Origin of the sequence: Leptospira soteropolitanensis (genome assembly GCF_026151655.1) — a bacterium.
Lineage (GTDB): Bacteria > Spirochaetota > Leptospiria > Leptospirales > Leptospiraceae > Leptospira_A > Leptospira_A soteropolitanensis.
The window spans coordinates 119195-145092 of sequence record NZ_JAMQPN010000004.1; the positions used below are offsets into that span (position 1 = coordinate 119195).

A 25898-nucleotide genomic window follows, 5' to 3' on the forward strand; every position below is an offset into this window, starting at 1 on the left:
GCAAGTAAATCTTGCCAAATTCTTTCATTTTCTATTCTTGTAGGATATGACATCTTATCCGAATCTTTTGTCCCCTTTATCTCTTGGATTTACGACGTTACGAAATAGAACCATTATGGGCTCTATGCACACGGGTCTTGAGGAAGCTCCCAATGGTTATGAACGAATGGCTGCCTTTTATGGTGAAAGGGCCAAGGGAGGCGTTGCTCTTATTGTGACTGGAGGAATTGCTCCTAATGAGGCTGGCCGAGTTTCCCGTGGTGGAGGGGTGATGGATACGGAGGAGGAAGCAAAACATCACAAAGTTGTGACAGATGCGGTTCACAAAGAAGGTGGCAAAATTGCCATGCAGATCCTCCACACTGGCCGTTATGGTTATCACGATAAGATTGTAGGTGCCTCTAATCTAAGGGCACCAATCAATATGTTCAAACCACATCCTTTGACCGAAGAGGAAATTATTCAAACGATAGAAGATTTTGCCCGATGTTCCGAATTGGCTAAGTTAGCTGGTTACGATGGAGTAGAGATTATGGGTAGCGAGGGTTATCTCATCAATCAATTCATTGCAAAACGAACCAACAACCGAACTGATTCTTGGGGTGGGAGTTTTGAAAATAGGATTAAGTTCCCCATTGAAATTATAAAAGCCGTTCGCAAACGAGTTGGTACTGACTTTATTATTATATATCGATTGTCTATGTTAGATCTTGTCGAAGAGGGTGGAAATATCGATGAAGTTCTTCATTTAGCGAAAGAAATTGAAAAAGCAGGAGCAACGATAATCAATACAGGAATTGGTTGGCACGAAGCTAGGATTCCTACAATTGCGATGATGGTTCCTCGGGCTGCTTTTACATGGGTGACAGCTAAAGTCAAAGGTCATGTAAACATTCCTTTAGTAACTTCAAATCGAATTAATACGCCTGAAATTGCTGAGTCAGTTCTATCTCGCGGGGACGCAGATTTGGTTTCAATGGCAAGGCCATTCCTTGCGGATTCCTTTTTTGTAAATAAAGCTGCCGCAGGAAAGGCAGCGGAAATTAATACTTGTATTGCTTGTAATCAGGCATGTCTCGATCATATTTTTCAAGGAAAAATATGCAGTTGTTTGGTGAATCCAAGAGCTTGTCATGAGACAGAGCTTGTCATAACAAAAACCAATCAACCTAAAAAAATCGCGGTAGTGGGAGCAGGTCCCGGCGGAATGGCTTGTTCTACAACACTTGCGGAACGTGGACATTTTGTAACTTTGTTTGATGCTGGCGCAGAACTAGGCGGTCAATTGAATATCGCTCGTCGTATCCCCGGCAAAGAAGAGTTTAAAGAAACCATCCGTTACTTTGGTGAAATGGTTAAAAAACATGGAGTGCAACTGAAACTAAATACTTACGTTTCTGCTGAGGATCTCATAAAACAAGGGTTTGATGAAGTAGTCCTTGCTACTGGTGTTGTTCCTAGAACTCCTGAAATTCCAGGTATTAAGGGAGAAAATGTTTTAAGTTATGTAGATGTTGTTCTTAAAGGAAAACCGGTGGGAAAACGAGTTGTAGTTATGGGTGCTGGTGGAATCGGTTATGACGTAAGTTTATTACTTACAGACGCTGGCCATCCATTCACTAAGGAAAATTATTTAAAAGAATGGGGAATCAACCAAGAGATTTCAAAGGATGGTGGACTCGGTAATAAGGAAACTCCACGTTCCGATAGGGAAGTGACTATGCTGAAAAGATCCAATAGTAAATTTGGATCCACCCTCGGTAAAACAACTGGTTGGATTCATAAAACCACATTAGAAGATCGTAAAGTTACTCAAATTTCCGGTGTTACATACAAATCGATTGAAAGGGATGGAATTGTAATCGAAGTGAAGGGCGAAACCAAAAAAATTCCATGTGATACGGTTGTGGTTTGTGCAGGACAAGATCCAAACAGGTCCCTTTTGGAACCATTACAAAAGGCTAATATCCCTGTACATTTAATTGGAGGTGCGGATTTAGCATCGGAACTTGATGCGAAGCGTGCTATCGACCAAGGAACTCGGCTTGCTGTCACCATTTAATCAATGTTATGAATGGAAAACGGCCTTTCAAAATCAGCGTCAGAAATTCTGAATTTCAGATTCTATCAGCTTTACGTACTAATCGCTCCAAACGAAGTCAAGAAAAAGAAGTTTTTGTCGAAGGAACGGAAGGCATCAAACAGCTGATAGAGGCCGGTTGGGAGATCACTCGAATTTTATTTAGAGATGGTGTAAAATTATCCCATTGGGGAGAATCAATTTTAAAGAAATACTCTTCTGCCAAACAATTCGAAGTATCTTCGGATTTGTTTGGAGAACTTTCGGAAAAAGAAAATCCATCTGAGCTTATGGTGACGGCAAAAATCCGTCATTATGATTTTTCAGATTTAAAAGTGGAAAAAAAAGAAAAACCGTTTTATCTACTTTTTGATAGGCCTAGTGACTTGGGTAACTTTGGATCCATTTTACGTTCGGCAGATGCCTTCCAAGTAGATTTTGTATTTGTTTTAGGTCATTCCATTGATGTCTATGATCCAAAAGTGGTTCGCTCAAGTTTAGGGAGTTTGTTTCATACAAAATTGATTTTTGTGGAATCAATTTCACAATGGGAATCATTTCTCAAATCGGAAAAAGAAAGGTGTGGTCTTCAAATTGTCGGAACTGATTCTTTGGGATCTTCATCTTTACGAAATCAAAATTTGAAACCACCGATTCTTATCATCTTAGGAAATGAGGCCAAAGGGATGAGTGTCCATTTAAAATCTTTGTGTGATTTTATTGTCAATATACCCATGTTTGGTGTTGTTAATTCGCTCAATGTCTCTTGCGCCGGTTCTATTTTACTTTGGGAAGTAACCAAAAACGCAAAAGAACTTGAATAAATAAAAAGAAAGCAATTTGACCTTTTATCGACAAGTAGCTACAGTCCCATTGGGATTATATTTTACACTGGCACCTGATGTGAATTGGATGTATTTCACACCATCCACACAAACTTCATCATAACCAAAGTATTTGGCACAACCTCGTGAGATGGTTCCACATCCAACGAAAAACAAGCTGACAAATAAAATGAGACGTATGGGTTTAAGTGGTTTCATTGTTTACTCCTTAGTTTGTAAAAAGACCATTCCAAACTTGTTCTAAATGGTTTAGATGAGCAGTGAGCTGATTTCTATGATACATGACAATATTTGTCTTTTTCAAATTGTGATTTGATTTCGGAAAATGATAAAGGGTATCTTTTGTATGAACCGTATCATCATCCCAATCGACAAGTTTGAACTCTTTTAGTTTGGTAAATAAAAATTCCAGTTGGGTATGAAAACTTTCTTTTTTTAATTCCGAAGCTATTGTCATATCAGGAAATTTGGATTCGATCTGTTTTTTTAGTTTAATCAATAGATCGACTAATTGATGTTTTTTGATTTTGGTTTCTTTGCCAAACTTCAGAAGTATAAAGGAAGTAAGATTTCCCAATGTGACTGTGTAGTTTTTTCCTAGTTTTTCACCCACTAGACGGATTACTTGGTCTGGTGTTTGGTCCGAACCAATATGAAATGGTTTTCCATACTTAATATATAATTTTGTTTTTTGATAAGAGAGGTGGTCATAGGTCAGTGTGAAGCTATTGAAATGTAGGTTATTTATTTTCGATTTGATATGGTAGGCACCACGTTTGATTTGGTTTAAAAAACCATCATGACTATAGGTTCCTTCAGGAAACATAAACAAATTACGCCCCCTTTTGATATTTGCTACAAGCTCTGTCCATTCGCTATCTACTTTATCTCGCAGTTCTCCTGATTTTATCAGTGCTCTGGTATTATCTCGGAAAGGACGTTTGATAGGAACAGCTCCAATGTATCTCAATAAAAAGGGAATGATTTTGGAAGCATCAATCATTCGGAATATCCATTTTAATATTCCTTTGGATCGGAATTCTTTTTGCAAAAAACCGGATTGTAATATGTCTTCTCTTGCCGGGATGATCATTTTGATTTTTGGATGTAGTCTGCGATAAACCATCGAAAGTGAGACAACATCCGCTTCTGAAACATGATTGCAAAGTAAAGCGGAAGGGTAGGGGGTTTCAAAATGTTCCCCATTGTCTGAAAAATTTTCTTCCACGGAATGGAAAACCACTCCTTTTCCCAAACTTACTAATCTGATCAGGAAATCATAGAGAACAGTATGTTTTTTTGGTTTCATTGCGAATGGTATCTCTTTTGCCTATCCAAAAGTCAATTGTAATTGAGAAAAGAAAATCGGTCACCTGCGGAAGTGGATCTTTCTTTTGATAGGTATGGGTTTGTTTTGATCTATGCTTTGTTTAAAAAACTAATAAAATCCTAAATTTAATCTTTACCAAAAAGAAAACTAATGTAAGAGAAAGTTTAACACGCGTTTTCTGGATTAAACACTTACGTGGTATATTTTCTATCTTAAATTCATTCGATTGTCTGAATCAAAAGAGGAATTGCTATGGAATTAAGATTCCTTGAGTTCAGTTTCTCTTTGCGTTAACCCTTAGTTTTTAGATTGTTTTTTGTCTATTTTTCCTTTTACAGAGAATTCTCCCGTTTTCAGTTCAAAATCTGAACAAAAAAATTTCTTTACTTTGTTCAAATACTGAACACATTTTGTAAAAGTAATGGGACTCAGGGGGCGAAGCTATGCCTGGGGTTCCTTTTTCGTGAGTGCCATTCCCGTTTCGGGAATCGAAGAGGGCACAAATTACCTCCATGAAAGAAAATTACGAATACAGCGACCACCACCTCAAGTTACTCCAATTACTTGAGGAGAATCCACATTTGTCCCAAAGAGACGCATCGGATGTCTTGGGTCTTAGTTTGGGTAAGGTGAACTATATTTTGAAAGCCTTTTTAGATAAGGGCCTAATCAAAATGAATAATTTTCGTAATAATAAAAATAAACTTTCTTATACCTATTTACTAACTCCTCGTGGAATCGAGGAGAAGGCTCGTATGACTCTCCATTTTTATGAAATTAAAAAAAGAGAATATGAAGCACTTCGAAGCGAAGTAGAAAAGTTAGGTGATAATTTAGAAAGTTTAGAAGCTTAAGTTGGGCATTAAAGCTATTGTTTTTTAAGGTAGGAGTCAATTGAATCAGGATTCAAAGATTTATATAGCAGGACATAAAGGTTTGGTCGGATCTGCATTGGTGCGACTACTCAAACAACAGGGATTTAAGAACATCATCGGAAGAACTCATGCAGAGATGGACCTTGCAGATCAAACACAAGTGTATGATTTTTTTGCAAAAGAAAAACCGGAATATGTTTTTTTAGCGGCGGCAAAAGTGGGTGGAATTCATGCCAATAATACTTATCCTGCAGAGTTTATATTTTCAAACCTACAAATCCAAAATAATATCATCGATGCCGCTTATAGAAACGGTGTAAAAAAATTATGTTTTTTGGGTTCCTCTTGTATTTATCCTAAATTTGCCAAGCAACCTATGGACGAAGGGCAATTATTGGATGGGAAATTAGAACCAACGAATGAACCGTATGCGGTGGCAAAAATTGCAGGTATAGTTATGTGCCAATCCTATAATCGTCAGTATGGCACAAATTATATATCTGTTATGCCCACAAATTTATATGGTCCTGGTGATAACTACCATCCTGAAAATTCTCATGTATTGCCAGCTCTCATAAGGCGTTTCCACGAAGCAAAGGTTCAAAATTTGCCTGAAGTTGTAATTTGGGGAACAGGTAAACCGTTACGCGAGTTTTTGTATTCCGATGATATGGCCAGGGCTTGTATCTTTCTTATGCAAACTTACGATGTTACCACTGATCCGAAAGGTGGGGAACATGTAAATGTTGGTTCTGGAATTGAAGTTAGTATTAAAGAATTAGCCGAAACTATTAAGAGTGTCGTAGGATACGAAGGAAATTTAACTTTTGATCTAACGAAACCGGATGGTACTCCGAGAAAACTTTTGGATGTTTCTAAACTTCACAAAATGGGTTGGAAACATGAAGTGGAATTAAAAGACGGAGTACGCGCCGCATACAATGATTTTCTAGAGAACGGGAAATAGAACATTGGCTAAAGTTTTTGTATCCACTTTTCCTTTTTGCCGAACTAGTAAAATTGCCTTTGATGTATTACAGTCAAATGGGCATGAGGTCGTGATCAACCCTCTTGGTCGGAAAATGAAACCGAGCGAAGTTTTGGATCATGCACGTGACTTTGATGCTTTGATTGCGGGAACAGAAGACCTTACTGATCTTGTAACTAATTCGAAATCTCTGAAATTGATCTCTCGGGTCGGTGTGGGTCTTGATAGTGTTCCCTTGGAACTCTGCAGAGAAAAGGAAGTGGCTGTAGCCTATACACCAGATGCAGTTTCTCCTGCTGTATCCGAATTAGCTTTGAGTTTGATTGTTGATGCAATGCGTAAGGTTACCTATGCGGATCGAGAAATTCGAAAGGGCGAGTGGACAAGGCCTTATGGAGAAAGAATCGGTGGAGCTACCATTGGAATTTTAGGGTTTGGCAGGATTGGCAAGAGAGTGGCCTCCCATCTTTTAGGTTATTTACCAAAGGAAATTCTTGTTTGTGATTTGCTCGATCAAAAAGATTCGATTCTTTTGTTAAATGAGTTGGCATCTAACCTTAGTCAGGTCAATCGTGGGTTGGGAAAAAATTGGGGTACCACGACAATCAAACAAGTTAGTTTAGAAAGTTTGTTAAAAAAATCTGATGCGATTACGATTCATGTACCTTTAACAGCGGAGACGAAAAACCTTATCAATTATAAGAATATGGCACTCATGAAGCCTAATGCAGTTTTAATCAATACTGCAAGAGGTGGAATCGTGAATGAAAACGATTTATTTAATATCTTAAAAGAGAACTTAATTTCTGCAGCAGCTATGGATGTATTTGAAGAGGAACCTTACAAGGGACCTCTCTGCGAATTGGAAAATGTGATTTTGACCCAGCATATGGGTTCCTGTTCGAATGATTGTAGGGAAGATATGGAGAGGGAAGCGGCAGAGAATGTGGTTGGATTTTTTAGTGGTGGGCGTTGGGAGAGAGTAGTTTAGGTGCTGGTTTTAGACTCTGGGCTTCGATTGTAATATGTTTTCTACTTTTATAAAAATACTAAACTACCTTCATCCAAGAAGGAAAATTCAATTTATCGGTTTAGGTATATTGATTTTGGTTTCATCCATTTCGGAAATTTTAAGTATTGGAGCTATCGTCCCATTTTTGGGTGTTGTGACAAATCCAGAATCGGCAATCGAATATTTGAACGACCTGAGTTTTTTTTCCAATTTGCTACAATCGCTTCCACGCAATGATTTGGTCTTATTTTTTACAATCGCGTTTGGTGCGGCTGCTTTAATATCTGGTGTGATTCGGTTGGTTCTTCTTTATGCGACCATTCGATTATCAAATGCAACGGGCGCCGAACTCAGCGTTGATTTGTATAAAAAAACTTTATACCAACCTTACAGAATCCATATTTCACGAAACACTAGTGAAATTATTTCAGGAATTACTCAAAAAGTAACTTCTGCTAGCGGAGTTTTGGTTTCTCTTGTGACTGTTGCTTCCTCATTTTTTATATTTATATCAATCATAGTTTCCTTAGTATATATTGATCCGGTTTTGACTCTTATGTCAGGCTTTGTATTTTCTGTCTTTTATTTAGTGATCGCAAAAATTACAAGAACCAAGGTCTCGTTAAACGGTCAGGTAATAGCCAAAGAACAAACTGGCATTGTTAGGTCCCTTCAAGAAGGTTTGGGCGGAATTCGAGACATCATCCTGGACAACAGTCATGAACTTTATTGTCATATCTACCGAGATTCTTTGTATCGATTGACTAAGTCCAACTCTGAAAATACTTTTTTGAATCAGTCCCCGCGATTTGCGTTGGAGGCAATTGGTTTGGTTTTGATTTCTTTTTTAGCTTATTGGGCTACTTTAGAAAATGGAAATTTACAATCGGCAATACCAGCCCTAGGTGCGCTAGGAATGGGAGCTCAGAGGCTTCTTCCATTATTACAGCAGTGGTATGGAAATTGGAGTAACTATATTTCTCTCAAACCGGCTTTATCCGAAGTTTTTTCTCTTTTAGATCAGAAGATTCCAGCGGAATATGTATCAACAATTCCCGTAGAGCCCCTCAGATTTGAGAAGGAAATTAAGATAGTTGATCTTAGTTTTTCTTATCCAGGAACTAATAAGAAGGTATTAAATTCAGTAAATTTATCAATCCCAGTTGGCGCAAGAATAGGGATCATTGGAGAAACCGGAAGTGGTAAAAGTACCATGATGGATCTTCTTATGGGACTTATCGAACCGACTTCTGGGAAAATACTGATAGATGATATTGAATTGAATCATAACAATTATTTACAATGGCGAAAAACGATCGCACATGTTCCGCAGTCTATCTTTCTTGCAGATACTACGATTGCTGAGAACATAGCATTCGGCGAAAATCAAGGTAATATTGATTTTAGACAGTTAGAAAAAGCGATAGAAGTATCTCAGCTAACTTCGTTTATTCAGTCTTTACCTGATGGAATCAATACTGGAGTCGGAGAAAGGGGAGTTCGTTTGTCTGGTGGTCAGAGGCAACGAATTGGTATCGCTAGGGCTATCTATAAAAATGCTAAGGTAATTTTTTTTGATGAAGCCACGAGTGCTCTCGATGGAGAAACAGAGCAGTCAGTTATAACATCGATTGAATCATTGGATCGAAACCTGACGGTTGTTATGATTGCACACAGGCTCTCTACATTAAGAAATTGTGATAGGATATTTGAATTTGTCGGTGGAAAAATTACATAATGAAATTGTTGCATTTATTGAAACGTAAATTATTTACTCTTCTGTATAACTTTGTTAGAAAGGGCTTGGTGTTATTCTGGAGTTCTCATCGTGGCCTCCTGAAGAGAAATATACAATTTAAAGATAAGTATTTAGGTGATACTTGTATTATACTTGGTAATGGTGGTTCATTAAAATACTACGATATATCAAAATTACCAAAGGATATTCCTATTATTACATGCGCATGTGCACTAATCGATAAAAGGTTAGAGGGACTGAAGGTGGAGTTTTGTGTTTTAACTGATTCTTATTTGTTGTATAAGATATTATTTAACACTTACGCTCATATTAGAAATTTCCAAATCAATAAAATTCGCACTATATATGAGCGTATGATTTCAAGAAATCCACAAGTTAATTTTTTGGTAAGTATTACTAATTTTTATTCTAAGTTGGCTAGATCGAGGAATGTTAGTTTTTCCTATCACTTTGGAGAAAAGGGAACGTTTAAACATGATTTAGCTGGTGTCTTCTCAAATAGTGCTGGTGCTGCAGATGTAATGATGGCAACAGCAAAATATTTAGGCTTTAAAAAAGCCATTATCATTGGTTGTGATTATTTCGGTGTTCCACCTATGCTCGGTCATTTTTATGCCAACTATAAACCTTTCGAGTATAATGAGGCTAATCTTGCTGAATACAGGGAGAGAGTTTTGAAAGCATCTGCTGGTTTGGATGTATTGGTTATTTTGCCAAAGGGAATCAAATCTCCAGATTTTAATTATAATTCGTATGAAGAATTCTTTGGTATTGAGAGAGTTTACCAAGAGAATTACGAATTTATAAATAGTGAAGATATTGAAAGTTTAAATGAAGCTGCAGAGTCATACCAGGCTGTAATGAACTTAGATCAGTAGATATTTGGTTCGCTATGTTTTTTTTTAATAAACAATCTAGAATCATCAAAAGCCAAAATTAGGCTACTTATTTATTAGGAACGTATAAAAATGAAACAGATCCCTTATGGAAGACACTTTATCAATCAATCTGATATCGATAGCGTTTTAGATGTTTTAAATTCTGATTTCCTGACCCAAGGCCCTCAAGTGGCAGCTTTCGAGAAAGCAGTCTGTGAATATGTATCTTGTAAATATGCAGTCGCTGTGAATAGTGCAACGTCTGCTTTACATTTAGCATGTCTTGCCCTTGGTGTAAAAGAAGGTGACTTTGTTTGGACAAGTCCTATTTCATTTGTTGCTAGTTCCAATTGCGCTTTATATTGTGGGGCGGATGTTGATTTTGTAGATATTGACCCGATCTCATATAATATGAGCGTAGAAAGTTTAAGAGAGAAGCTGATAAGGGCAGAGAAAGAGGGTAAACTTCCAAAAGTTGTCATTCCAGTTCATTTAGCTGGCCTTAGTTGCGATATGCAAAAAATTGCTGATTTGGGAAAGGAATTTGGATTTAGAATCATTGAGGATGCCTCACATGCGATTGGTGGAGAATATCAAGGTAGGAAAGTAGGATCTTGTCAATTCAGTGACATTACTGTTTTTAGCTTTCATCCGGTGAAAATCATCACAACTGGAGAGGGTGGTATGTGTATGACGAACAATCCTGACCTGGAACATTCTATGTTTCGGTTAAGAAGCCACGGAATCACTCGAAGTCCTAAAGAGATGACAGAAGCTCCGGATGGACCTTGGTTTTACCAGCAGTTAGAGCTTGGATATAATTATAGAATGAATGATATTCAAGCAGCACTTGGTGTTTCTCAAATGAAACGATTGGATCAAATTGTGAAGAGAAGGCATGAGATTAAAGATTATTATAATCAAATTCTTGCTGATTTGCCGTTAAAACTGCCGCAGGAATCACTTGATTCAAAGTCATCATTTCACCTTTATATCATTCAAGTTTTAGAAAAGGATCTAAATGCTAATCGAAAAGAAATATTCGAGAGGTTGAGAGTATCAGGAATTTTAGTTAACGTTCATTATATTCCAATTTACCATCAGCCGTATTATCAAAAAAGATATAACTATTCTTATAGTAGTTTCCCCGAAGCAGAAAATTATTATAAGAATGTGATAAGTTTGCCTATTTTTCCAGAGTTGAGTATGGAAGATCAGGATAGAGTGAAAGAAGCTATCATAAAACCAATTGGTCATCAGGTATTATTTTGAGTCAGATTTGTGTGATTCCGGCAAGGGGTGGTAGTAAAAGGATACCAAGAAAAAATATAAAAACTTTTTCTGGTAAGCCAATGATTGCGCATTCCATTCATGCGGCAAAAGAAAGTCAGTTGTTTGAGCGCGTCATTGTATCCACGGATGACGAAGAAATTGCCCATATTTCGCGATCCTTGGGAGCAGAGGTTCCTTTTTTACGTTCAGAGGAATTATCTAATGACTATGCGACTACAACCCAAGTGATCTCACATGCCATTGAATGGTTGATACAGATTGGCGAAAAACCAAGTTCAGTGTGTTGTATTTACGCAACCGCTCCCTTGATACAGGTTAGCGATTTACTAAAAGCCTATGAAAAATTTTCCACAGGCAATTGGGAATTTGTCTTTGCAGCGACCTCTTTTGGTTTCCCAATATTTAGATCATTTCGTAAAGACAAAGACGATGGTGTTGAGATGTTTTTTCCTGAACATTTCAACACACGTTCGCAAGATTTGCCAGAGGCATACCATGATGCAGGACAGTTTTATTGGGGTAGTTCCGATGCCTGGCTTAAAGGAAAGCAAATTTTCGATAAATGGTCTACTATTGTTCAACTACCTAGTTGGAGAGTTCAAGATATTGATACAATGGAAGATTGGCAACGTGCTGAGAAGTTGTATAAATTATTAAAGGAAAACCAATAGGCATTTCCTAATATGAAAGAAAAAATTCTATCGAAGGTTTACACATTAAATAATCCTAAAGAATTGGTTTTAAAAGAAGAATTCATCGAAGTAGATGATTTATCAGATAGACAAATTGTATGTGAAACAGTTTATTCTGCTATTTCACCCGGCACAGAAGTTGCGGCCTATAAGGGATTGCCTCCATTAAAAGACAGTGTTATATATCCGAGAATTCTCGGATATTGCAATCTGGCGATGGTAATTTCAGTCGGTAAAAATATTGATTGTATGCAAACTGGTGACTACATTTTAACATTTCAATCTCATCGGTCCCACTTTGTAATCAAAGATTCTGATTTTTTTATAAAGATTGAAAAAGATAACGATTTAAAGAAGTTGACTTCTACTTATTTGTTTCATTTGGGTTATCATTCTCTTTTAACCGCAGATGTTCGGTTAGGATATAATATTGGAATTATAGGAGCAGGTACGCTTGGTTATTCGACTTGTGTCATGAGCAATATTGCAGGATTCCAAACTTTTTTGTTTACAAATCAATTACAAGCTAAGAAAAAAATTGAAGATACAGGTTCATACTTTCTTCAAAAAAAATCTACTTACAAAGAATTTATTAATTCGCAAACGAATGGTGTTGGTCTTGACGTAATTATCAATACATCGAATCGCTGGGAAGATTGGTTTCTTGCATTGGACGCTATCCAGGCTGGAGGTACAATTGTGAATTTAGGATTTCCTGGACGAGGTGAACCAAATTCCCGAAATAACCCGCTTGATCCTCAGTTTGTGTATCAAAAATCCTTAAAGATCAAAGCACTCAGTTATCTTTCTGATAAAGAACTTTTGCCTCAGGAGAATAGATTTACTCTAAAGAATAATTTAAATTATCTTATAGGTTTAATTAATCGTGGAAAATTAAATTCTAAGGAAATATATACAGAAGAAGTCCATTTTACTGAGTTACAACACCAGTATACGAAATATGCGAGTAAAAATACATTTATGCTTTCAACGCTATTACGATGGAAAAATTGAGATCGGCTGTTATTGGTCTAGGTAGAATGGGGGCTGAGCCTTCCAGCAGACTTGAAGGTAAAGTCCCTGCGGGTTGGCTGCCAATAAGCCACTTAGAAGCAATTCAATCTATCTGTGATTTAACGCTAGAGGCTATTTGCGATTTGAATGAAAGTCGAATGGGTGAGATTGCAGAAATTTATGAAGTTGATAAAAAATTTACTAATTATAAAGAATTATTGGATCAGGAAAAAATAGATTTTCTTTGTATTGCAACTCGAACAGGGGAGCGAAGTGAAATTATAAGCTATGCAATTTCAAAGGGTACTAAGTATATATATTTTGAAAAGCCTGTATCAAGAAGTATTAGTGAATGCGACTCAATTATTGAATTGGCGCGACAAAATAATGTAGTCCTTGGTTATGGAGTAAATCGGAGGTACAATGATGTATATAGATTTGCTAAAGATTTTATTAAATCGGGTGAGTTAGGAAAGTTGATGCAAATTACTATTGAAGCCGGGAGAAGTAATTTGTTATGGTCTCATCCTCATTCTACTGATTTGATTCTATTTTTTGCTGATTCAGTAGATTTAGAGTATATTCAGGGAACTTGTAGCTTTCAAGATGGATACTTGCCTGAAAATAATTCTTATATTGATGATGATCCTATTATTGAAAATGCTTATTATCTATTTAAAAATGGAATTCAGGCTGGAATTAATCTCACAGGTGGTTTTAATGTTCGTTTAGGATGTAGCAAAGGAATTCTTACTATCTATGGAGATGGCAGTTATATCGAAATAAAATCTGGGAGTGGGTATTTTACAAACCATAAAATTATCGATTTTATTCCTAGGTCAAGTGCCACAATTAATGCATTTCGAGATATGGTTTATTCAAAAAATGATACGGCTCGGTTGCCTATTACGCCAGAAGAAATTAGAATCGGCTTACTTATGTTGATTGGAACTTTGCAATCTTCGTTGTATGGCGGTAAAAGAATAAGCGTGGATCAGGTGAATCATGAATTAATCGTTACTGGTCGAAGTGGTAATTCATATGCATAATTTGAATAAAGGTATTTTCTGTGAGTCTAATCATTAGAAAAAAATGTAGGTTGCTTACTATGCACTTCTAAATATTGCATCAATCCTTTATATTGCACTAGAAGACCTATGGAATCGACTCATTAAGCTTGGTCAAGTCGGTAAACCTAGAGAAGAGGAAGATAACGCTGGTTTATTTCTTTGATGTTACTAAACGCTATACAGAAAAAGAAAATTAAAGTATTCGAGAGATAAGGACTGGTTTTAGCTTGGCTCCTGAACACAAGGCCGATTCGATAGGCAAAATACCGGTAAGGAATATTGAAAGGGATAAGCATATGAGTTGGGAGATGGCTGAGTTTGGAAGTTAAAAGAGGTAAAGTTAGATGACAAATAATAGAAAGCTCAATGAAAATGAGATAAGACCGTCTTCGCTTATGGCAGATCAAAAAATTGCCGTTTTGAAAGATGTGGCAATGCTTCTTGGTGATAGAGACAAGTTCGTTTCGGTCAATTGCCCCGCTTGCGATTCATCTGATTATCGAAAGAAATTTATTAAGTATGGTTTAGATTACTTGGAATGTATCCATTGTGATACGTTTTACATTTCTCCTCGGCCAACTGACGAAACTTTAGGAAAGTTTTATGCGAATTCAGTAAACTATGAGTATTGGAATAAATATATTTTCCCTGCATCTGAAGAGAGTCGCAGGCAGAAGATATTTGTGCCAAGGGTTGATGCAGTCATAGAGTATTGTAAAAAATATAATGTCGAACCTAATTCCATTTTGGAAGTTGGTGCAGCTTTTGGTACGTTCTGTTCAGAAATGCTGTCACGAAATTATTTTAAAAAAGTAGTTGGGATTGAGCCCACCCCAAATTTAGCACAAACTTGTCGGGATAAAGGAATAACCGTAATAGAGAAGCCCATTGAACAAGTCACTTTTAATGAGGACGAAAAGTTCGATGTAGTCGTAAATTTTGAAGTCATTGAACATTTATTTTCTCCGATGGATTTTATAACTAAATGTAAAAAACTTCTTAGAAAAGGTGGTTTATTTATTGTTACATGTCCTAATGGAAAGGGTTTTGATATCTCTGTGCTAGGGAATGTATCTGATACAGTTGATCATGAGCATTTAAATTATTTTAACCCTGAATCACTCGGTAATTTGTTAAAGAATTGTGGTTTTGAGATTCTTGATGTAAAGACACCAGGAAAACTTGACGCTGAACTGGTTAGGAATAAATGTTTAAGTGGTGATTTCTCTTTAGAAAATCAGCATTTTTTAAAAGAAGTGTTGATTGATGAGTGGGATAGAGTGGGAGAAATGTTCCAAAATTTTATTCGGGAATCTGGAATGTCTTCCAATATGTGGATTATCGCAAAAAATCAGTAAAACAGTGAAATACTTTGAAATACTGTAAGACTTGCCTCCAACCTGATACGCGACCAAATTCTGTCTTTCACAATGATGGAATATGTCCTGCATGTAAATACCATGCATCTCTCAAAGAAGTTAATTGGGATGAAAGAAAGAAAGAATTACTAAAGATAGTTGAGTTTGGGAGAGCTAACAATCGTTCGGGCTACGATTGTATTATCGGAGTGAGCGGTGGTAAAGATAGTTTACGCCAAGCGCTATTTGTAAAAGAGATTTTGAAGATGAGACCGCTCCTCGTATCACTTGGTTATCCCCCGGAGCAAGTGACAGAACGTGGTGTTCAAAATATATCAAATATGATCTCACATGGTTTTGATTGTATCACTATTAATCCTGCGCCTGGAATCTGGAAAGATCTAAAACGAAAAGGATTCAAACAATATACCAATAGTTTTCGATCTACAGAGCTTGCCCTGTTCAGTAGTGTTCCCAAATTGGCAATTGCCTATCAAATCCCACTTATTTGGTGGGGAGAAAATTCTGCCCTTCAGGTTGGCGAAACAGCGATAATGGGTAAATCTGGCAGTGATGGAAATAATCTTAGGAAAATGAATACTCTCAATGGTGGAGACATTACTTGGCTGCTTAGCGATGAAATAAAGAAAAATCAGATTTTACAATACTGCTACCCATCACCTGAGGAAATGGAGCAAGCAAATCTTCGAATCACATTTTTGGGTTATTTTTGGAAAGACTGGTCTTTGTTAAACAATGGAATATATTCGATTTTACGAGGTTTGGACATTCGTGATGAAAAACCTTGGGAGATAGGCGATCCATACGGCATTACTTCTTTGGATGAAGATTTTGTTACCTTTAATCAAATGATAAAATATTTGAAATATGGATTCGGTAGAATTACGGATTACGTAAACGAAGATATTCGAAATGGTATTATGACTAGAGAGGCTGGGGTTCAGTTAGTTAAAAAATATGATGGAACTTGTTCACCGAAATACATTGAAAAATTTGCTAATTATATAGGTATTACTGTAGAAGAATTTTGGGAACAGGTGGATCAGTCTGTAAACTCTGAACTATTTGAAAAAATTGGGTTAGGAAAATATAAACCAAAATTTGTTGTAGGAGTTGGTCTCTGAACGATACACAAAGAATTGGCATTGTTGACTATGGGGTGGGTAATACATTTTCGATACAAAATGCACTCACATACTTAGGTTATTCTAAAGTTTATATAACTTCGGACGAGACGGAAATAAAATCAATGGATGCATTGATATTCCCTGGCGTTGGGGCGTTTGATGAGGCTTGTAAACAACTTGCAGCTCGAAATTTGGACAAAATTCTCACGGAAGAAGTCATCGGACGAAAAAAACCAATACTCGGTATTTGTTTAGGTATGCAGCTTTTTGCTTCTAGCTCAGAGGAAAATGGATTGCACCAAGGTCTTAACTGGATACCAGGAAAGGTTGTAAAAATAGTAACTTCTTCTCATTTGCCGGTTCCTCATGTTGGCTGGAATGATATAACAATTCAAAAAACCGATCCTTTGTTTAATAGAAATTCAAATCACGTTAACTTTTATTTTGATCATAGTTTCCATTTTGAATGTGAACCTGCGTTTGTATCATCATGGTGCGAATATGGAATTCGCCTCACAGCGTCAGTACAAAAAGAAAATGTTTTTGGGGTTCAGTTTCATCCAGAAAAAAGCCATATCAGTGGACTTAAATTATTTAGAAGTTTTTTGACTTCTGTGTAGTGTATGTTAAAGAAAAGAATTATTGCAGTTATACTGGTTAAAGATGGAGTCGTTGTCCAAAGTATTGGTTTTAGAAAGTTTTTACCGATTGGAAGACCTGAAATCGCATTGGAATTTTTAACATCTTGGGGAATTGATGAGATTATTTATTTAGATATATCAGCATCTAAAGAGAATTTATCACCTAATTATGATTTGATTCGAAAATCGGCTAGAAAATGTTATGTGCCATTAACCGTTGGCGGAGGAATCCGGAACACAAGTCAAGTAAGTGAATTAATGAATGCGGGTGCAGACAAGGTTTCGGTCAACCAAGCCTCATTAAATGATATCAAATTGATTTCAAAAATAGCTTCCTTGTATGGAAATCAATGTGTCGTGGCATCAGTTGATGTTGTCAAAACTGAAAATGGATACAAAGTCTACGATTATATCAATAAAAAATCAACTACAGAATCGCCAATAGACTTCGCAAAAAAATTATCAGATAGTGGCGCAGGTGAAATTTTTCTGAATTCAGTGGACAGAGATGGATCTTACAAAGGATATGATATTGAACTCATCTGCAGCATTAGTGATGCAGTGAATATTCCTGTGATATGCTGCGGCGGCGCAAAAAATGGAAAAGATATTGAAACGGTTTTTGAGAAATCAAATGTTTCGGCAGCCGCAGCAGGTAATTTTTTCCATTTTACTGAACATAGTGTAAACATAACAAAATCAGTAGTATCAAAAAAAGAAAATATACGTTTGGAAACTTACGCAGATTATATTGACTCGAAATTTGATTCAGATCTTAGGTTGGCAAAAAAAGCTGATCGCGATTTGGAAGAAATGCTGTTTCTACGTATCGAGAAAGAAGTTATATGAAAATATGCAATCGTTGTCTCTATTCTGATTTGCATCCATTAAATATTACCTTTGATGAGGAAGGGGTTTGTAGTGGATGTCGAGTTCATGAGGAAAAGGATACAATTAATTGGAAATCAAGATTTGAAAAGCTAAAAGTAATAACGGACGCTTATCGAAACCAGTCTGGGAATAACTATGACTGCATAGTTCCTGTTAGTGGGGCTAGAGATTCTTATTTTATAGTTCATACCGTTAAAAACGTTCTTGGGTTAAATCCTCTGCTTGTAACTTATAATAAGCAGTATAATACGGATCGCGGTATTCGGAACCTAGCAAATTTAAGAGTTCAGTTTAATTGTGATATAATGACGCTTACTGTAAATCCAGATACAGTTAAAAAGATTACAAGAGCAACTTTAAGAAAGTTAGGTAGTATCTATTGGCATTGTATTGCAGGACAAACCGTTTATCCTGTACAGGTAGCTGTAAAATTTAAAATTCCATTAATCATTTGGGGTGCTCATCAAGGTATCGATCAAGTAGGTATGTATTCCCATTTCGATGAGGTGGAAATGACCCGCAAATATAGAAAAGAACATGATTTGATGGGATATGAAGCTGAAGATCTAGTAGATGATTTTGATAGTATTGAAGAGGCAGATATCGTTCAATATGCATATCCTCATGATAAGGAAATTGAGCGGATTGGAGTTAGGGGAATATATTTAAATAATTATATTCGATGGGATAGTAAGGCTCAACATGAAAAAATGATTGGTTTGTATTGTTATGAAAGTGCAGAGCAAACGCGGACGTTTGATACATACAATGATGTCGATTGTTTTAATTATTCAGATGTTCATGACTATATTAAATTCCTGAAACATGGTTATGGGAAGATAACGGATCATGTTTGTCGAGAAATCCGATTAAGAAGATTGAGCAGGGAAGAAGGAATCGTTTTAATAAAGAAATATGCTAAAGAATCACCTAAACAACTTAAACTTTTTTTAGATTGGATTGGTATGACGGAGACAGGATTTAACTTTATTCTTGATCAACATAGAAATCCGAAAATTTGGTTCCGCAACGACAATTGGGAGTGGGAATTAAAAAACCCAGATCCATTTTTTAGTGAATCATTAAGTGAACGATTAATCGATAAAGTCAAATTGGAACGTGTCGAGGATCGTTGTGAGTTTAGAATATCAAAAAATAAAAGACCGGATTACAAAGACGATCATTACATTCTTATAGGTAAAGGTTGGCCTGGTAATTAATCTATCAGCTTTGATCCATTTATCAAAAGTTATATAATTGTAAGTGTATTTAGAGGACTAGGAAATGATAAAATATTGTATTCGATGCGTAATGCCCCACACAAAGCCAGACCTACATATTGACGAAGAAGGAGTCTGCAATGCGTGTAGATCCTATGAAAAACGGGTAGAAGTAGATTGGGTAGCTAGAAGGAAAGAACTTGATATCATAGTTGATAAATATCGAAGTAAAGGATCTAATTGGGATTGTATTATTCCAGTGAGTGGTGGTAAAGATAGTACTTATCAAGTTGTAAGAATGTTACAATTAGGTCTAACTCCCCTTTGTGTTACCGCAACGACCTGTGATTTATCTGATATTGGTCGGAAAAACATAGAAAATATTAAAAAATTAGGCGTCGACCTGGTTGAATTTTCTCCAAATCCAATTGTTCGTGCGCAATTGAATAAAATCGGGCTAACTGAGGTAGGCGATATCGCTTGGCCAGAGCATGTTGGTATTTTTACAATTCCCGTACGTGCTGCCGTGCAATTTAATATTCCTTTGGTAGTATGGGGTGAAAATTCACAAAATGAGTATGGTGGTCCTGCAGCAGCTGCGGAAAATAATGTTTTAACTCGGAGATGGTTGGAGGAGTTCGGAGGATTGTTAGGTTTAAGAGTATCTGACTTATCTGCTACATATGGTATTAGTGAAAGAAATTTAATTCCATATCAGTACCCAACAGATGAAGAATTAAAACGAGTTGGTGTTACTGGATTATTTTTAGGACACTATCTTCCTTGGGATGGATTAGCGAATGTTTTGATTGCGCAAGCGAATGGGTTCCATTCATATGGCGAACCTTGTGAAGGCTCTATGGTTGATTATGAAAATTTAGATAACAATTTGCACGGCATTCACGATTATTTTAAATTTTTAAAGTATGGATTTGCTAGAGCAACAGACCAAGCATCTTTACATATCCGACGAGGTAGAATTACTCGAAAAGATGGAATGGAAGTAGTTAGAAAAAGAGACGGAAAATTTCCTTGGACATATTTAGGCAAACCGTTAGAAAAAATGTTGGAAAGAATCGACGTTTCACTTCCTGAGTTTCAAAAAATATGTGATAGGTTCACAAATAAGAAAATTTTTGTTAAAGATTCTAGTGGTGAGCTTTTAAGGGACAAATACGGAAATCTAACAAAAGTTAACTACGATAACGTATGAAAGTTGGAGTAATTAACTATGGAATGGGAAATCTAGGTTCCGTAGTCAAAGCGGTCGAAGATATTGGATTCACTTGCAAAATATTAAACCATCCAAAAGATATTTGGGACTGCGCAAGAGTGATTCTTCCTGGAGTAGGTTCTTTCTTTGATGGAATGTCGAGGCTAAAAGAAGAAGGTTGGAATTCCGAACTTCATCGATATGTATTAGAAGATAAAAATGCCTTACTTGGAATTTGTCTTGGTATGCAGATGTTAGCCACTTTTGGTGAAGAAGGTGGTGGTCACGAGGGGTTAGGTTTGATTCCAGGTCGAGTAGAGCGATTTGACAAACTAGGATGTTCTGAGCGGATTCCCCATGTTGGATGGAATGAGATTGAAGAAAAGCATTCTGATCCTTTGTTTGCTAAAATTCCCGATCAAACTGATTTTTACTTTGTACATAGCTTTGTATTTAATTGTGAAAAACCAGAAAATATAACCTCAACATGTTTGTATGGAATTCATTTTCCTTCTTCAGTTCGAAATGGAAATGTTATGGGAGTTCAATTTCATCCAGAGAAAAGTTCCAAAGCGGGAAGACAGTTGTTACTTAATTTTTTAGAGCAAAAAGAATGGTCAAAGTAAGAATTATTCCAACGTTACTTTGGAAAGATTTGGGTCTGGTGAAGGGAGTTGGCTTTAATAGTTGGAGAAGAATTGGATCATTACTTCCTGCTATTAAAGTTTTTAATGCAAGAGATGTGGATGAGTTAATTCTAAATGATATCTCGGCAAGTGTCTCTGGCCAATCGCCCGACTTCGATACTTTAGAAGGTGTTTCTAATGAGTCTTATGTTCCGTTCACTGTAGGTGGCGGAATTCAATCTGTTGAAGATATAACGAAAGTTTTGCGTTATGGTGCAGATAAAGTTAGTATAAATTCTTCTGCATACACTAACCCTCGTATCATTGAAGAATCAGCTAAAAAATTTGGTTCTCAGTGTGTAGTCGCCTCGGTCGATGTAAAACATAGTCCTGATGGATATTTGTGTTATAGTCATTCTGGAACCAAAAATACTGGTCGAAAAGTTATCGATTGGGTTAAGGAATTAGAATCCAGGGGTGCTGGTGAGATCCTATTAACGTCTATTGACCGCGATGGTTCAATGGAAGGTTACGATTTAGAGTTAATCAGTTTAGTTACATCTAATGTAAAGATTCCTGTCATTGCTTCTGGCGGTGCGGGTAATTATCAAGATATGGTGGATGCTATCCTAATTGGGAAAGCTTCTGCCGTTGCTGCCGCAAGTATATTTCAATTCACGGACCAAACACCAGCAGAGGCAAAGAAATATTTGTACAAAGCAGGTGTTTCCGTACGTAAAAACTTCGAAATCGGAATTTCCTAATATTGATACTTATATTTACGGAAGCACTGGTCTCTACTGGGCTTGGACACTTAGGTCGCTGTACTGCTCTTGCAGAAAAATTAATAGAGAATGGAAAAAATGTTCGGTTGGTCGTCCATACTGATGAAAGTTTTCCGAATTGGGATTTTCCATGTAAAATTTTAAAGAAGGTTTGGACTAGTGAAACAGATCTGAATGGTTTCCTTGAAAACCTTCCTGATAAAGGCCAGATTTTCTATGTAGATTCCTATTTAGCTCCTTTGAATATATATAATATTCTTAAGTCTTATTGTTTAGAGCTAATTTGTATAGATGATGACAATCGTCTCAACTATCCGGCTGGATCGACAATCTTGAATCCAGGTTACCCTGGCCTCTTTTTAGGATATGATAAAGAAAAATATAAGATAGTTACCGGTAAGGACCAAGTCCTTTTGCGAAAACCATTCCGGACAGTTTTATCCATTCAACAGAAAAAGAAACCGCCTGAAAAAATTCTAATCACTCTCGGTGGTTCGGATCCAAATAAACTCTCTACGAAAATTTTAGAAATATTGGTTAATAAATTTCCAAAAATAGAAAAACATTTAGTGATTGGCCCTGGTTTTATAAATGCGCTTGAGCTGAAAAATTTGTCAGATCAGAAAACTTATTTCTATAAAAACTTAAATGCAGAGAAGATGTGTGAGCTAATGTTAAATGTCGATTTTGCTATCACTGCTGGCGGACAAACCACTTACGAATTAGATCGCTGCGGTGTTCCTATGATAGTGATTGAAACAGCTGAAAACCAAAAAAATAATATTAAAGGATTTGTTGAATTCCAGGGTGTGCGAGAAATTAAAAAAGACCAATTGGAAAGGATTGGAGAATTCCTTTGAATCTAGTTGTTAGGCCAGCCACAGAAGATGACTGTAAACTTGTATTTGATTGGGCCAATGAACCAGAAGTAAGAAATGCTTCCTTTCATAGCGAAAAAATCGAATGGCCGGAACATACAAGTTGGTTTTTACAAAAATTAAAAAACCCTAATTCATTGATTTTAATCTTCGAGGTTGATGGATCAAGTGCAGGTCAGATTCGGTTTGATAAAAATATAGATGAAGATTTTTTTTTAATCAGCTTTTTGATAGATAAAAAATTTCGTGGAAATTCGTTAGGCAAAGATTTAATTGCAAAGGGAATTGATTACTTAGTAACGAAAATGCCGACACCTTTACTTTGTGTTGGTTTTGTAAAGAAAGACAATATAGCGTCACAGAGAGCATTTTTAAAAAACGAATTTCAGTTAGTTTCAGAATCAGATGTTAGCCTGAAATTTGAAAAAACTATATTATAGACGCTTATTAGTCTCACAAAATTTACCAAGGTAAAATATATGAATACCATCATTATCGATAAACGTGAAATAGGAATGAATCAACCACCGTATATCATTGCTGAACTATCTGCAAACCATAACGGTAAAATAGAACGTGCTTTAGAAACCATTCGTTTTGCAAAAGAAGCAGGTGCTGACGCGATTAAAATTCAAACGTACACTGCTGACACAATGACTATTGATTGCGATAAGGATGATTTTCAAATTCATGGCGGACTTTGGGATGGATATAAGTTATACGATCTCTATAAGTGGGCGGAGACTCCATTTGAGTGGCATAAGGAGATCTTCGACTATGCAAAAAAAATAGGGATTACTTTGTTTTCGACGCCTTTTGATGAGACTGCCGTTGATTTACTTGAAGATTTAAATGCACCTGCTTATAAGGTTGCCTCATTCGAAGCAACTGACATACCTCTCATTCGTTACATCGCCTCTACCAAAAAGCCAATGATCATGTCCACTGGTATGGCCAACTTGAATGAAATTGAAGAAATGGTAGATGCTGCCAAAACGGCCGGATGTAAGGATTTGATATTGTTACATTGTATCAGTAGTTATCCTGCTCCTGTGGATCAATCGAATCTTCTTACGATTCCAGATATGCGAAAGAAATTTGGAGTGCAGATAGGTTTGTCTGACCATACACTCACAAATACAGCCTCTATCGCCTCCGTAGTCTTAGGTGCCACTGTCATTGAGAAACATTTTATTTTGGATAGGGCAGAAAAAGGGCCAGATTCTGAGTTTTCCATTACACCTGAGGAGTTGAAATTACTTTGCCGTGATACAAAGGATGCATGGCTTTCTTTAGGTCAAGCAGGGTATGAAAGAAAACCAGCCGAAGAGGCCAATGCCAAATTTAGACGATCTTTGTATTTTGTAGAAGATCTAAAAGCTGGTCAAGTAATAGAGCAAAAACATATCAGAAGGATTCGGCCCGGATTTGGCCTACCTCCTAAATTTGAAATGGATGTCATTGGGAAAAAAGTCAACGTTGATATTGCCAGAGGAACGCCTGTTAGTTGGGATTTGCTGAGGATTTGATTATTTTGCAATTTTAATGAGTAAAAAAGTATTAATAACAACAGCCTTGGAGAGTACTTGGTTTGGTGATTCTTCTGTGGTCTTTCTCGGAGAGTGGTGTAAATTATATCATCGAAAGCGTGAGTGGGAAAAATTAAATTTTGAGGTTATTCCTTATCATTGGAGAGATAGGTCTAAGCTAAGAATAGATCACGATTATTTAAAAGAGTTCTATGAGAGAATCTTAATTGCTTTGGTTCAAAAATTAAACATTTGGCACGGACTAGAAGAAGAAGAAAAATTTTGGCGTATTCTGATTGGTCCTTGGCTATTGACATATGTTTCTGCCATTTGGGACCGTTGGGAAAATTTGCGTATAGCTTTTCAAAAAGAAGATAGCTATCATACTGCTGTGAGTTTAAATTCTTTGAATTTTGCTGAGCCGAGCAACTATTCAGAGTTTATGCAGTTTATCGGAAGCGATCTTTGGAATTTCCGTAAATATCAAGAAATACTTTTGTTTCAATATAAAGAAAAAATTAATCCTTTGTCGATAGTAGAATTATTTGTATTTCAAGAGCAATCATATCGAGAATTAAAGAAAGTCGGATTAAAGCAGAAGCTAGTAAACCTGGTTGATAAAATAGGATCCTTATTTGATTCGAAAACTAAGAAAGTCCTGTTTTTTCATTCTTATTTTAACAGAAAAAATTTTTACCTTTTGAATTTTTTTCTCAACCAATTGCCACGTTCTTATGCCAGCGAATTTGAATTTGAGATTGGCGCTCATGAGAAGTCTTTGTTTAGGTTAGAGAGTATTCCTTTTGATCCGAAGAATTCATTTGAAGTTTTCGTTTTGAATGATATTCTTAAAGAAATTCCTCAATCTTATTTGGAATCATTTTCGGATTTGTATTATGCAGTGAGGAAAATCAAGTACCAGCCTAAATTTATTTTTACTGCCAATGCTCATTTTTGGCATGAACCTTTCAAACTGTGGATGGCACAGACTAGCAAAGAAAATACGAAGTTGGTAATTTCTTCGCATGGAGGATCAATCCCACCGAAAATGTCTATGTTTAATCACGAGGAAGACATTTCGGATTGTATGGTTACTTGGTTTAAAGCAGCAAACCTGAAACAAAGACAATTGCCGCCGAATAAGATTATCGAAAAAAGAATTTCGAGACGTGGACGATACTGCACTATGATAGGGATGGAGTTGCTTCGTTATTCTTACCGAGCAGAAGCGGCTCCGATGTCAAGCCTTGTGATAGATCATTTTGATACTACTGTGACTTTTTGTAACTCGTTAAGTGATACCGTGAGTAAGGATTTACAGATTTGGCCTTACCCAAATCAGGGTTGGGATACGAAAAGTCGTTATACCGATATATTTGGCAGGGAAAAAATTTCTTTAAGTAAATCATATCAACATATCTATTCGGATTCTCGATTTATCGTTTGCACTTACCCGCAAACAACTTTTTCAGAGGCGATGGCATCGGGCAGGCCAACAATACTTCTCTTAATGGATTTTTTCGAAATTGATCCGGTTGCTGATGAATTGCTAGAAATTTTGAAATTGAATAAAATCATTTTTACTGATCCAATTTTGGCTGCCAATCATGTATCCTCCGTTTGGGACGATCTTGATAGCTGGTGGGAAAGCGATTCAGTTAAAATAGCGCGCGAGAAATTTAATGAAGTTGCGTTGGGTGGTCTCTCAAATAATTGGTTATTCCGTTGGAGTAAGTTTTTTAATCAGCTAATTATAGAAAGTAAAAGTTAGTA

At 36.5% G+C, this 25898-nt stretch carries 25 protein-coding genes; 23 read left to right on the top strand and 2 right to left on the bottom strand.

What is annotated here, in order from left to right; translation table 11 throughout:
- Positions 1–46 precede the first annotated feature (46 nt).
- On the top strand, positions 47–2062 hold the full coding sequence (locus ND811_RS10820; RefSeq protein WP_265352105.1) for an oxidoreductase: 2016 nt from the start codon (positions 47–49) through the stop codon (positions 2060–2062).
- Positions 2063–2070: 8 nt separating this feature from the next.
- Positions 2071–2904 carry a TrmH family RNA methyltransferase gene (locus tag ND811_RS10825; RefSeq protein ID WP_265352104.1) on the top strand — a complete coding sequence of 278 codons (834 nt, stop codon included), beginning with the start codon at positions 2071–2073 and terminating at the stop codon, positions 2902–2904.
- Positions 2905–2928: 24 nt separating this feature from the next.
- On the opposite strand, the gene ND811_RS10830 is transcribed toward ND811_RS10825, so the two are convergent.
- A complete protein-coding gene (locus ND811_RS10830) occupies positions 2929–3123 on the bottom strand; it encodes a hypothetical protein (RefSeq protein ID WP_265352103.1) in 195 nt (64 codons plus the stop codon).
- Positions 3124–3133: 10 nt separating this feature from the next.
- On the bottom strand, positions 3134–4234 hold the full coding sequence (locus ND811_RS10835) for a lysophospholipid acyltransferase family protein (RefSeq protein ID WP_265352102.1): 1101 nt from the start codon (positions 4232–4234) through the stop codon (positions 3134–3136).
- 533 nt (positions 4235–4767) lie between these two features.
- Between ND811_RS10835 and ND811_RS10840 the strand changes: the two genes are divergently transcribed.
- The 21 genes from ND811_RS10840 (at position 4768) to ND811_RS10940 (ending at position 25896) form a co-directional block, all read left to right on the top strand.
- Positions 4768–5109, top strand: coding sequence for a MarR family EPS-associated transcriptional regulator (locus tag ND811_RS10840; RefSeq protein WP_265352101.1), 342 nt, complete (start codon positions 4768–4770; stop codon positions 5107–5109).
- Positions 5110–5149: 40 nt separating this feature from the next.
- On the top strand, positions 5150–6097 hold the full coding sequence (gene fcl / locus ND811_RS10845; protein WP_265352100.1) for a GDP-L-fucose synthase: 948 nt from the start codon (positions 5150–5152) through the stop codon (positions 6095–6097).
- Between the two features lie 4 nt (positions 6098–6101).
- Entirely contained in the window at positions 6102–7109 is a 1008-nt protein-coding gene (locus ND811_RS10850; RefSeq protein WP_265352099.1) for a phosphoglycerate dehydrogenase, read from the top strand.
- A gap of 34 nt (positions 7110–7143) precedes the next feature.
- Positions 7144–8868 (top strand): ABC transporter ATP-binding protein, encoded by a 1725-nt coding sequence (locus ND811_RS10855; RefSeq protein ID WP_265352098.1) that lies wholly within the window; start codon positions 7144–7146, stop codon positions 8866–8868.
- Positions 8868–9767: a hypothetical protein gene (locus ND811_RS10860; RefSeq protein ID WP_265352097.1), complete on the top strand. Its 900-nt coding sequence runs from the start codon at positions 8868–8870 to the stop codon at positions 9765–9767. Before ND811_RS10855 ends, ND811_RS10860 begins: the two co-directional genes overlap by 1 nt.
- Positions 9768–9857: 90 nt before the next feature.
- Entirely contained in the window at positions 9858–11039 is a 1182-nt protein-coding gene (pseC, locus tag ND811_RS10865; RefSeq protein ID WP_265352096.1) for a UDP-4-amino-4,6-dideoxy-N-acetyl-beta-L-altrosamine transaminase, read from the top strand.
- Positions 11036–11731 carry a pseudaminic acid cytidylyltransferase gene (gene pseF, locus ND811_RS10870; RefSeq protein WP_265352095.1) on the top strand — a complete coding sequence of 232 codons (696 nt, stop codon included), beginning with the start codon at positions 11036–11038 and terminating at the stop codon, positions 11729–11731. Before pseC ends, pseF begins: the two co-directional genes overlap by 4 nt.
- 12 nt (positions 11732–11743) lie before the next feature.
- On the top strand, positions 11744–12766 hold the full coding sequence (locus ND811_RS10875) for an MDR/zinc-dependent alcohol dehydrogenase-like family protein (protein WP_265352094.1): 1023 nt from the start codon (positions 11744–11746) through the stop codon (positions 12764–12766).
- Complete coding sequence (locus tag ND811_RS10880; RefSeq protein ID WP_265352093.1) at positions 12763–13815, top strand: Gfo/Idh/MocA family protein; 1053 nt, start codon at positions 12763–12765, stop codon at positions 13813–13815. Before ND811_RS10875 ends, ND811_RS10880 begins: the two co-directional genes overlap by 4 nt.
- A 365-nt stretch (positions 13816–14180) precedes the next feature.
- Positions 14181–15194: a methyltransferase domain-containing protein gene (locus ND811_RS10885; protein WP_265352092.1), complete on the top strand. Its 1014-nt coding sequence runs from the start codon at positions 14181–14183 to the stop codon at positions 15192–15194.
- Between the two features lie 14 nt (positions 15195–15208).
- The gene (locus tag ND811_RS10890) at positions 15209–16339 is read left to right on the top strand and encodes an N-acetyl sugar amidotransferase (RefSeq protein ID WP_265352091.1); all 1131 of its coding nucleotides are present in this window, start codon (positions 15209–15211) and stop codon (positions 16337–16339) included.
- Positions 16340–16359: 20 nt separating this feature from the next.
- Positions 16360–16962: an imidazole glycerol phosphate synthase subunit HisH gene (gene hisH, locus ND811_RS10895; RefSeq protein ID WP_265352210.1), complete on the top strand. Its 603-nt coding sequence runs from the start codon at positions 16360–16362 to the stop codon at positions 16960–16962.
- A 3-nt stretch (positions 16963–16965) separates the two neighbouring features.
- Positions 16966–17832: an imidazole glycerol phosphate synthase subunit HisF gene (gene hisF / locus ND811_RS10900; protein ID WP_265352090.1), complete on the top strand. Its 867-nt coding sequence runs from the start codon at positions 16966–16968 to the stop codon at positions 17830–17832.
- Complete coding sequence (locus tag ND811_RS10905) at positions 17829–19094, top strand: N-acetyl sugar amidotransferase (RefSeq protein WP_265352089.1); 1266 nt, start codon at positions 17829–17831, stop codon at positions 19092–19094. Before hisF (ND811_RS10900) ends, ND811_RS10905 begins: the two co-directional genes overlap by 4 nt.
- Positions 19095–19158: 64 nt before the next feature.
- Positions 19159–20307, top strand: a complete 1149-nt coding sequence (locus ND811_RS10910) for an N-acetyl sugar amidotransferase (protein ID WP_015679918.1) — start codon at positions 19159–19161, stop codon at positions 20305–20307.
- A complete protein-coding gene (gene hisH, locus ND811_RS10915) occupies positions 20304–20933 on the top strand; it encodes an imidazole glycerol phosphate synthase subunit HisH (RefSeq protein WP_015679984.1) in 630 nt (209 codons plus the stop codon). The genes ND811_RS10910 and hisH (ND811_RS10915) overlap by 4 nt, the downstream gene beginning before the upstream one ends.
- Positions 20921–21697 (top strand): imidazole glycerol phosphate synthase subunit HisF, encoded by a 777-nt coding sequence (gene hisF / locus ND811_RS10920; protein WP_265352088.1) that lies wholly within the window; start codon positions 20921–20923, stop codon positions 21695–21697. The genes hisH (ND811_RS10915) and hisF (ND811_RS10920) overlap by 13 nt, the downstream gene beginning before the upstream one ends.
- A 2-nt stretch (positions 21698–21699) precedes the next feature.
- A complete protein-coding gene (locus tag ND811_RS10925; protein WP_265352087.1) occupies positions 21700–22578 on the top strand; it encodes a glycosyl transferase in 879 nt (292 codons plus the stop codon).
- Positions 22575–23036, top strand: a complete 462-nt coding sequence (locus ND811_RS10930; protein WP_265352086.1) for a GNAT family N-acetyltransferase — start codon at positions 22575–22577, stop codon at positions 23034–23036. The genes ND811_RS10925 and ND811_RS10930 overlap by 4 nt, the downstream gene beginning before the upstream one ends.
- A 39-nt stretch (positions 23037–23075) precedes the next feature.
- Positions 23076–24125 (top strand): pseudaminic acid synthase, encoded by a 1050-nt coding sequence (pseI, locus tag ND811_RS10935; protein ID WP_265352085.1) that lies wholly within the window; start codon positions 23076–23078, stop codon positions 24123–24125.
- A 16-nt stretch (positions 24126–24141) separates the two neighbouring features.
- Positions 24142–25896, top strand: a complete 1755-nt coding sequence (locus ND811_RS10940; RefSeq protein ID WP_265352084.1) for an LIC12162 family transferase — start codon at positions 24142–24144, stop codon at positions 25894–25896.
- Positions 25897–25898 lie beyond the last annotated feature (2 nt).

Coding starts and splice junctions, on each gene's coding strand:
- hisF (WP_265352088.1), top strand. CDS start 20,921: ATGGTCAAAGTAAGAATTATTCCAACGTTACTTTGGAAAGATTTGGGT.
- ND811_RS10910 (WP_015679918.1), top strand. CDS start 19,159: ATGATAAAATATTGTATTCGATGCGTAATGCCCCACACAAAGCCAGAC.
- ND811_RS10840 (WP_265352101.1), top strand. CDS start 4,768: ATGAAAGAAAATTACGAATACAGCGACCACCACCTCAAGTTACTCCAA.
- hisH (WP_015679984.1), top strand. CDS start 20,304: ATGAAAGTTGGAGTAATTAACTATGGAATGGGAAATCTAGGTTCCGTA.
- ND811_RS10905 (WP_265352089.1), top strand. CDS start 17,829: ATGAAAATATGCAATCGTTGTCTCTATTCTGATTTGCATCCATTAAAT.
- ND811_RS10820 (WP_265352105.1), top strand. CDS start 47: ATGACATCTTATCCGAATCTTTTGTCCCCTTTATCTCTTGGATTTACG.
- pseI (WP_265352085.1), top strand. CDS start 23,076: ATGAATACCATCATTATCGATAAACGTGAAATAGGAATGAATCAACCA.
- ND811_RS10855 (WP_265352098.1), top strand. CDS start 7,144: ATGTTTTCTACTTTTATAAAAATACTAAACTACCTTCATCCAAGAAGG.
- ND811_RS10885 (WP_265352092.1), top strand. CDS start 14,181: ATGACAAATAATAGAAAGCTCAATGAAAATGAGATAAGACCGTCTTCG.
- ND811_RS10830 (WP_265352103.1), bottom strand. CDS start 3,123: ATGAAACCACTTAAACCCATACGTCTCATTTTATTTGTCAGCTTGTTT.
- ND811_RS10875 (WP_265352094.1), top strand. CDS start 11,744: ATGAAAGAAAAAATTCTATCGAAGGTTTACACATTAAATAATCCTAAA.
- ND811_RS10835 (WP_265352102.1), bottom strand. CDS start 4,234: ATGAAACCAAAAAAACATACTGTTCTCTATGATTTCCTGATCAGATTA.
- ND811_RS10860 (WP_265352097.1), top strand. CDS start 8,868: ATGAAATTGTTGCATTTATTGAAACGTAAATTATTTACTCTTCTGTAT.
- pseC (WP_265352096.1), top strand. CDS start 9,858: ATGAAACAGATCCCTTATGGAAGACACTTTATCAATCAATCTGATATC.
- hisF (WP_265352090.1), top strand. CDS start 16,966: ATGTTAAAGAAAAGAATTATTGCAGTTATACTGGTTAAAGATGGAGTC.
- ND811_RS10825 (WP_265352104.1), top strand. CDS start 2,071: ATGAATGGAAAACGGCCTTTCAAAATCAGCGTCAGAAATTCTGAATTT.
- ND811_RS10940 (WP_265352084.1), top strand. CDS start 24,142: ATGAGTAAAAAAGTATTAATAACAACAGCCTTGGAGAGTACTTGGTTT.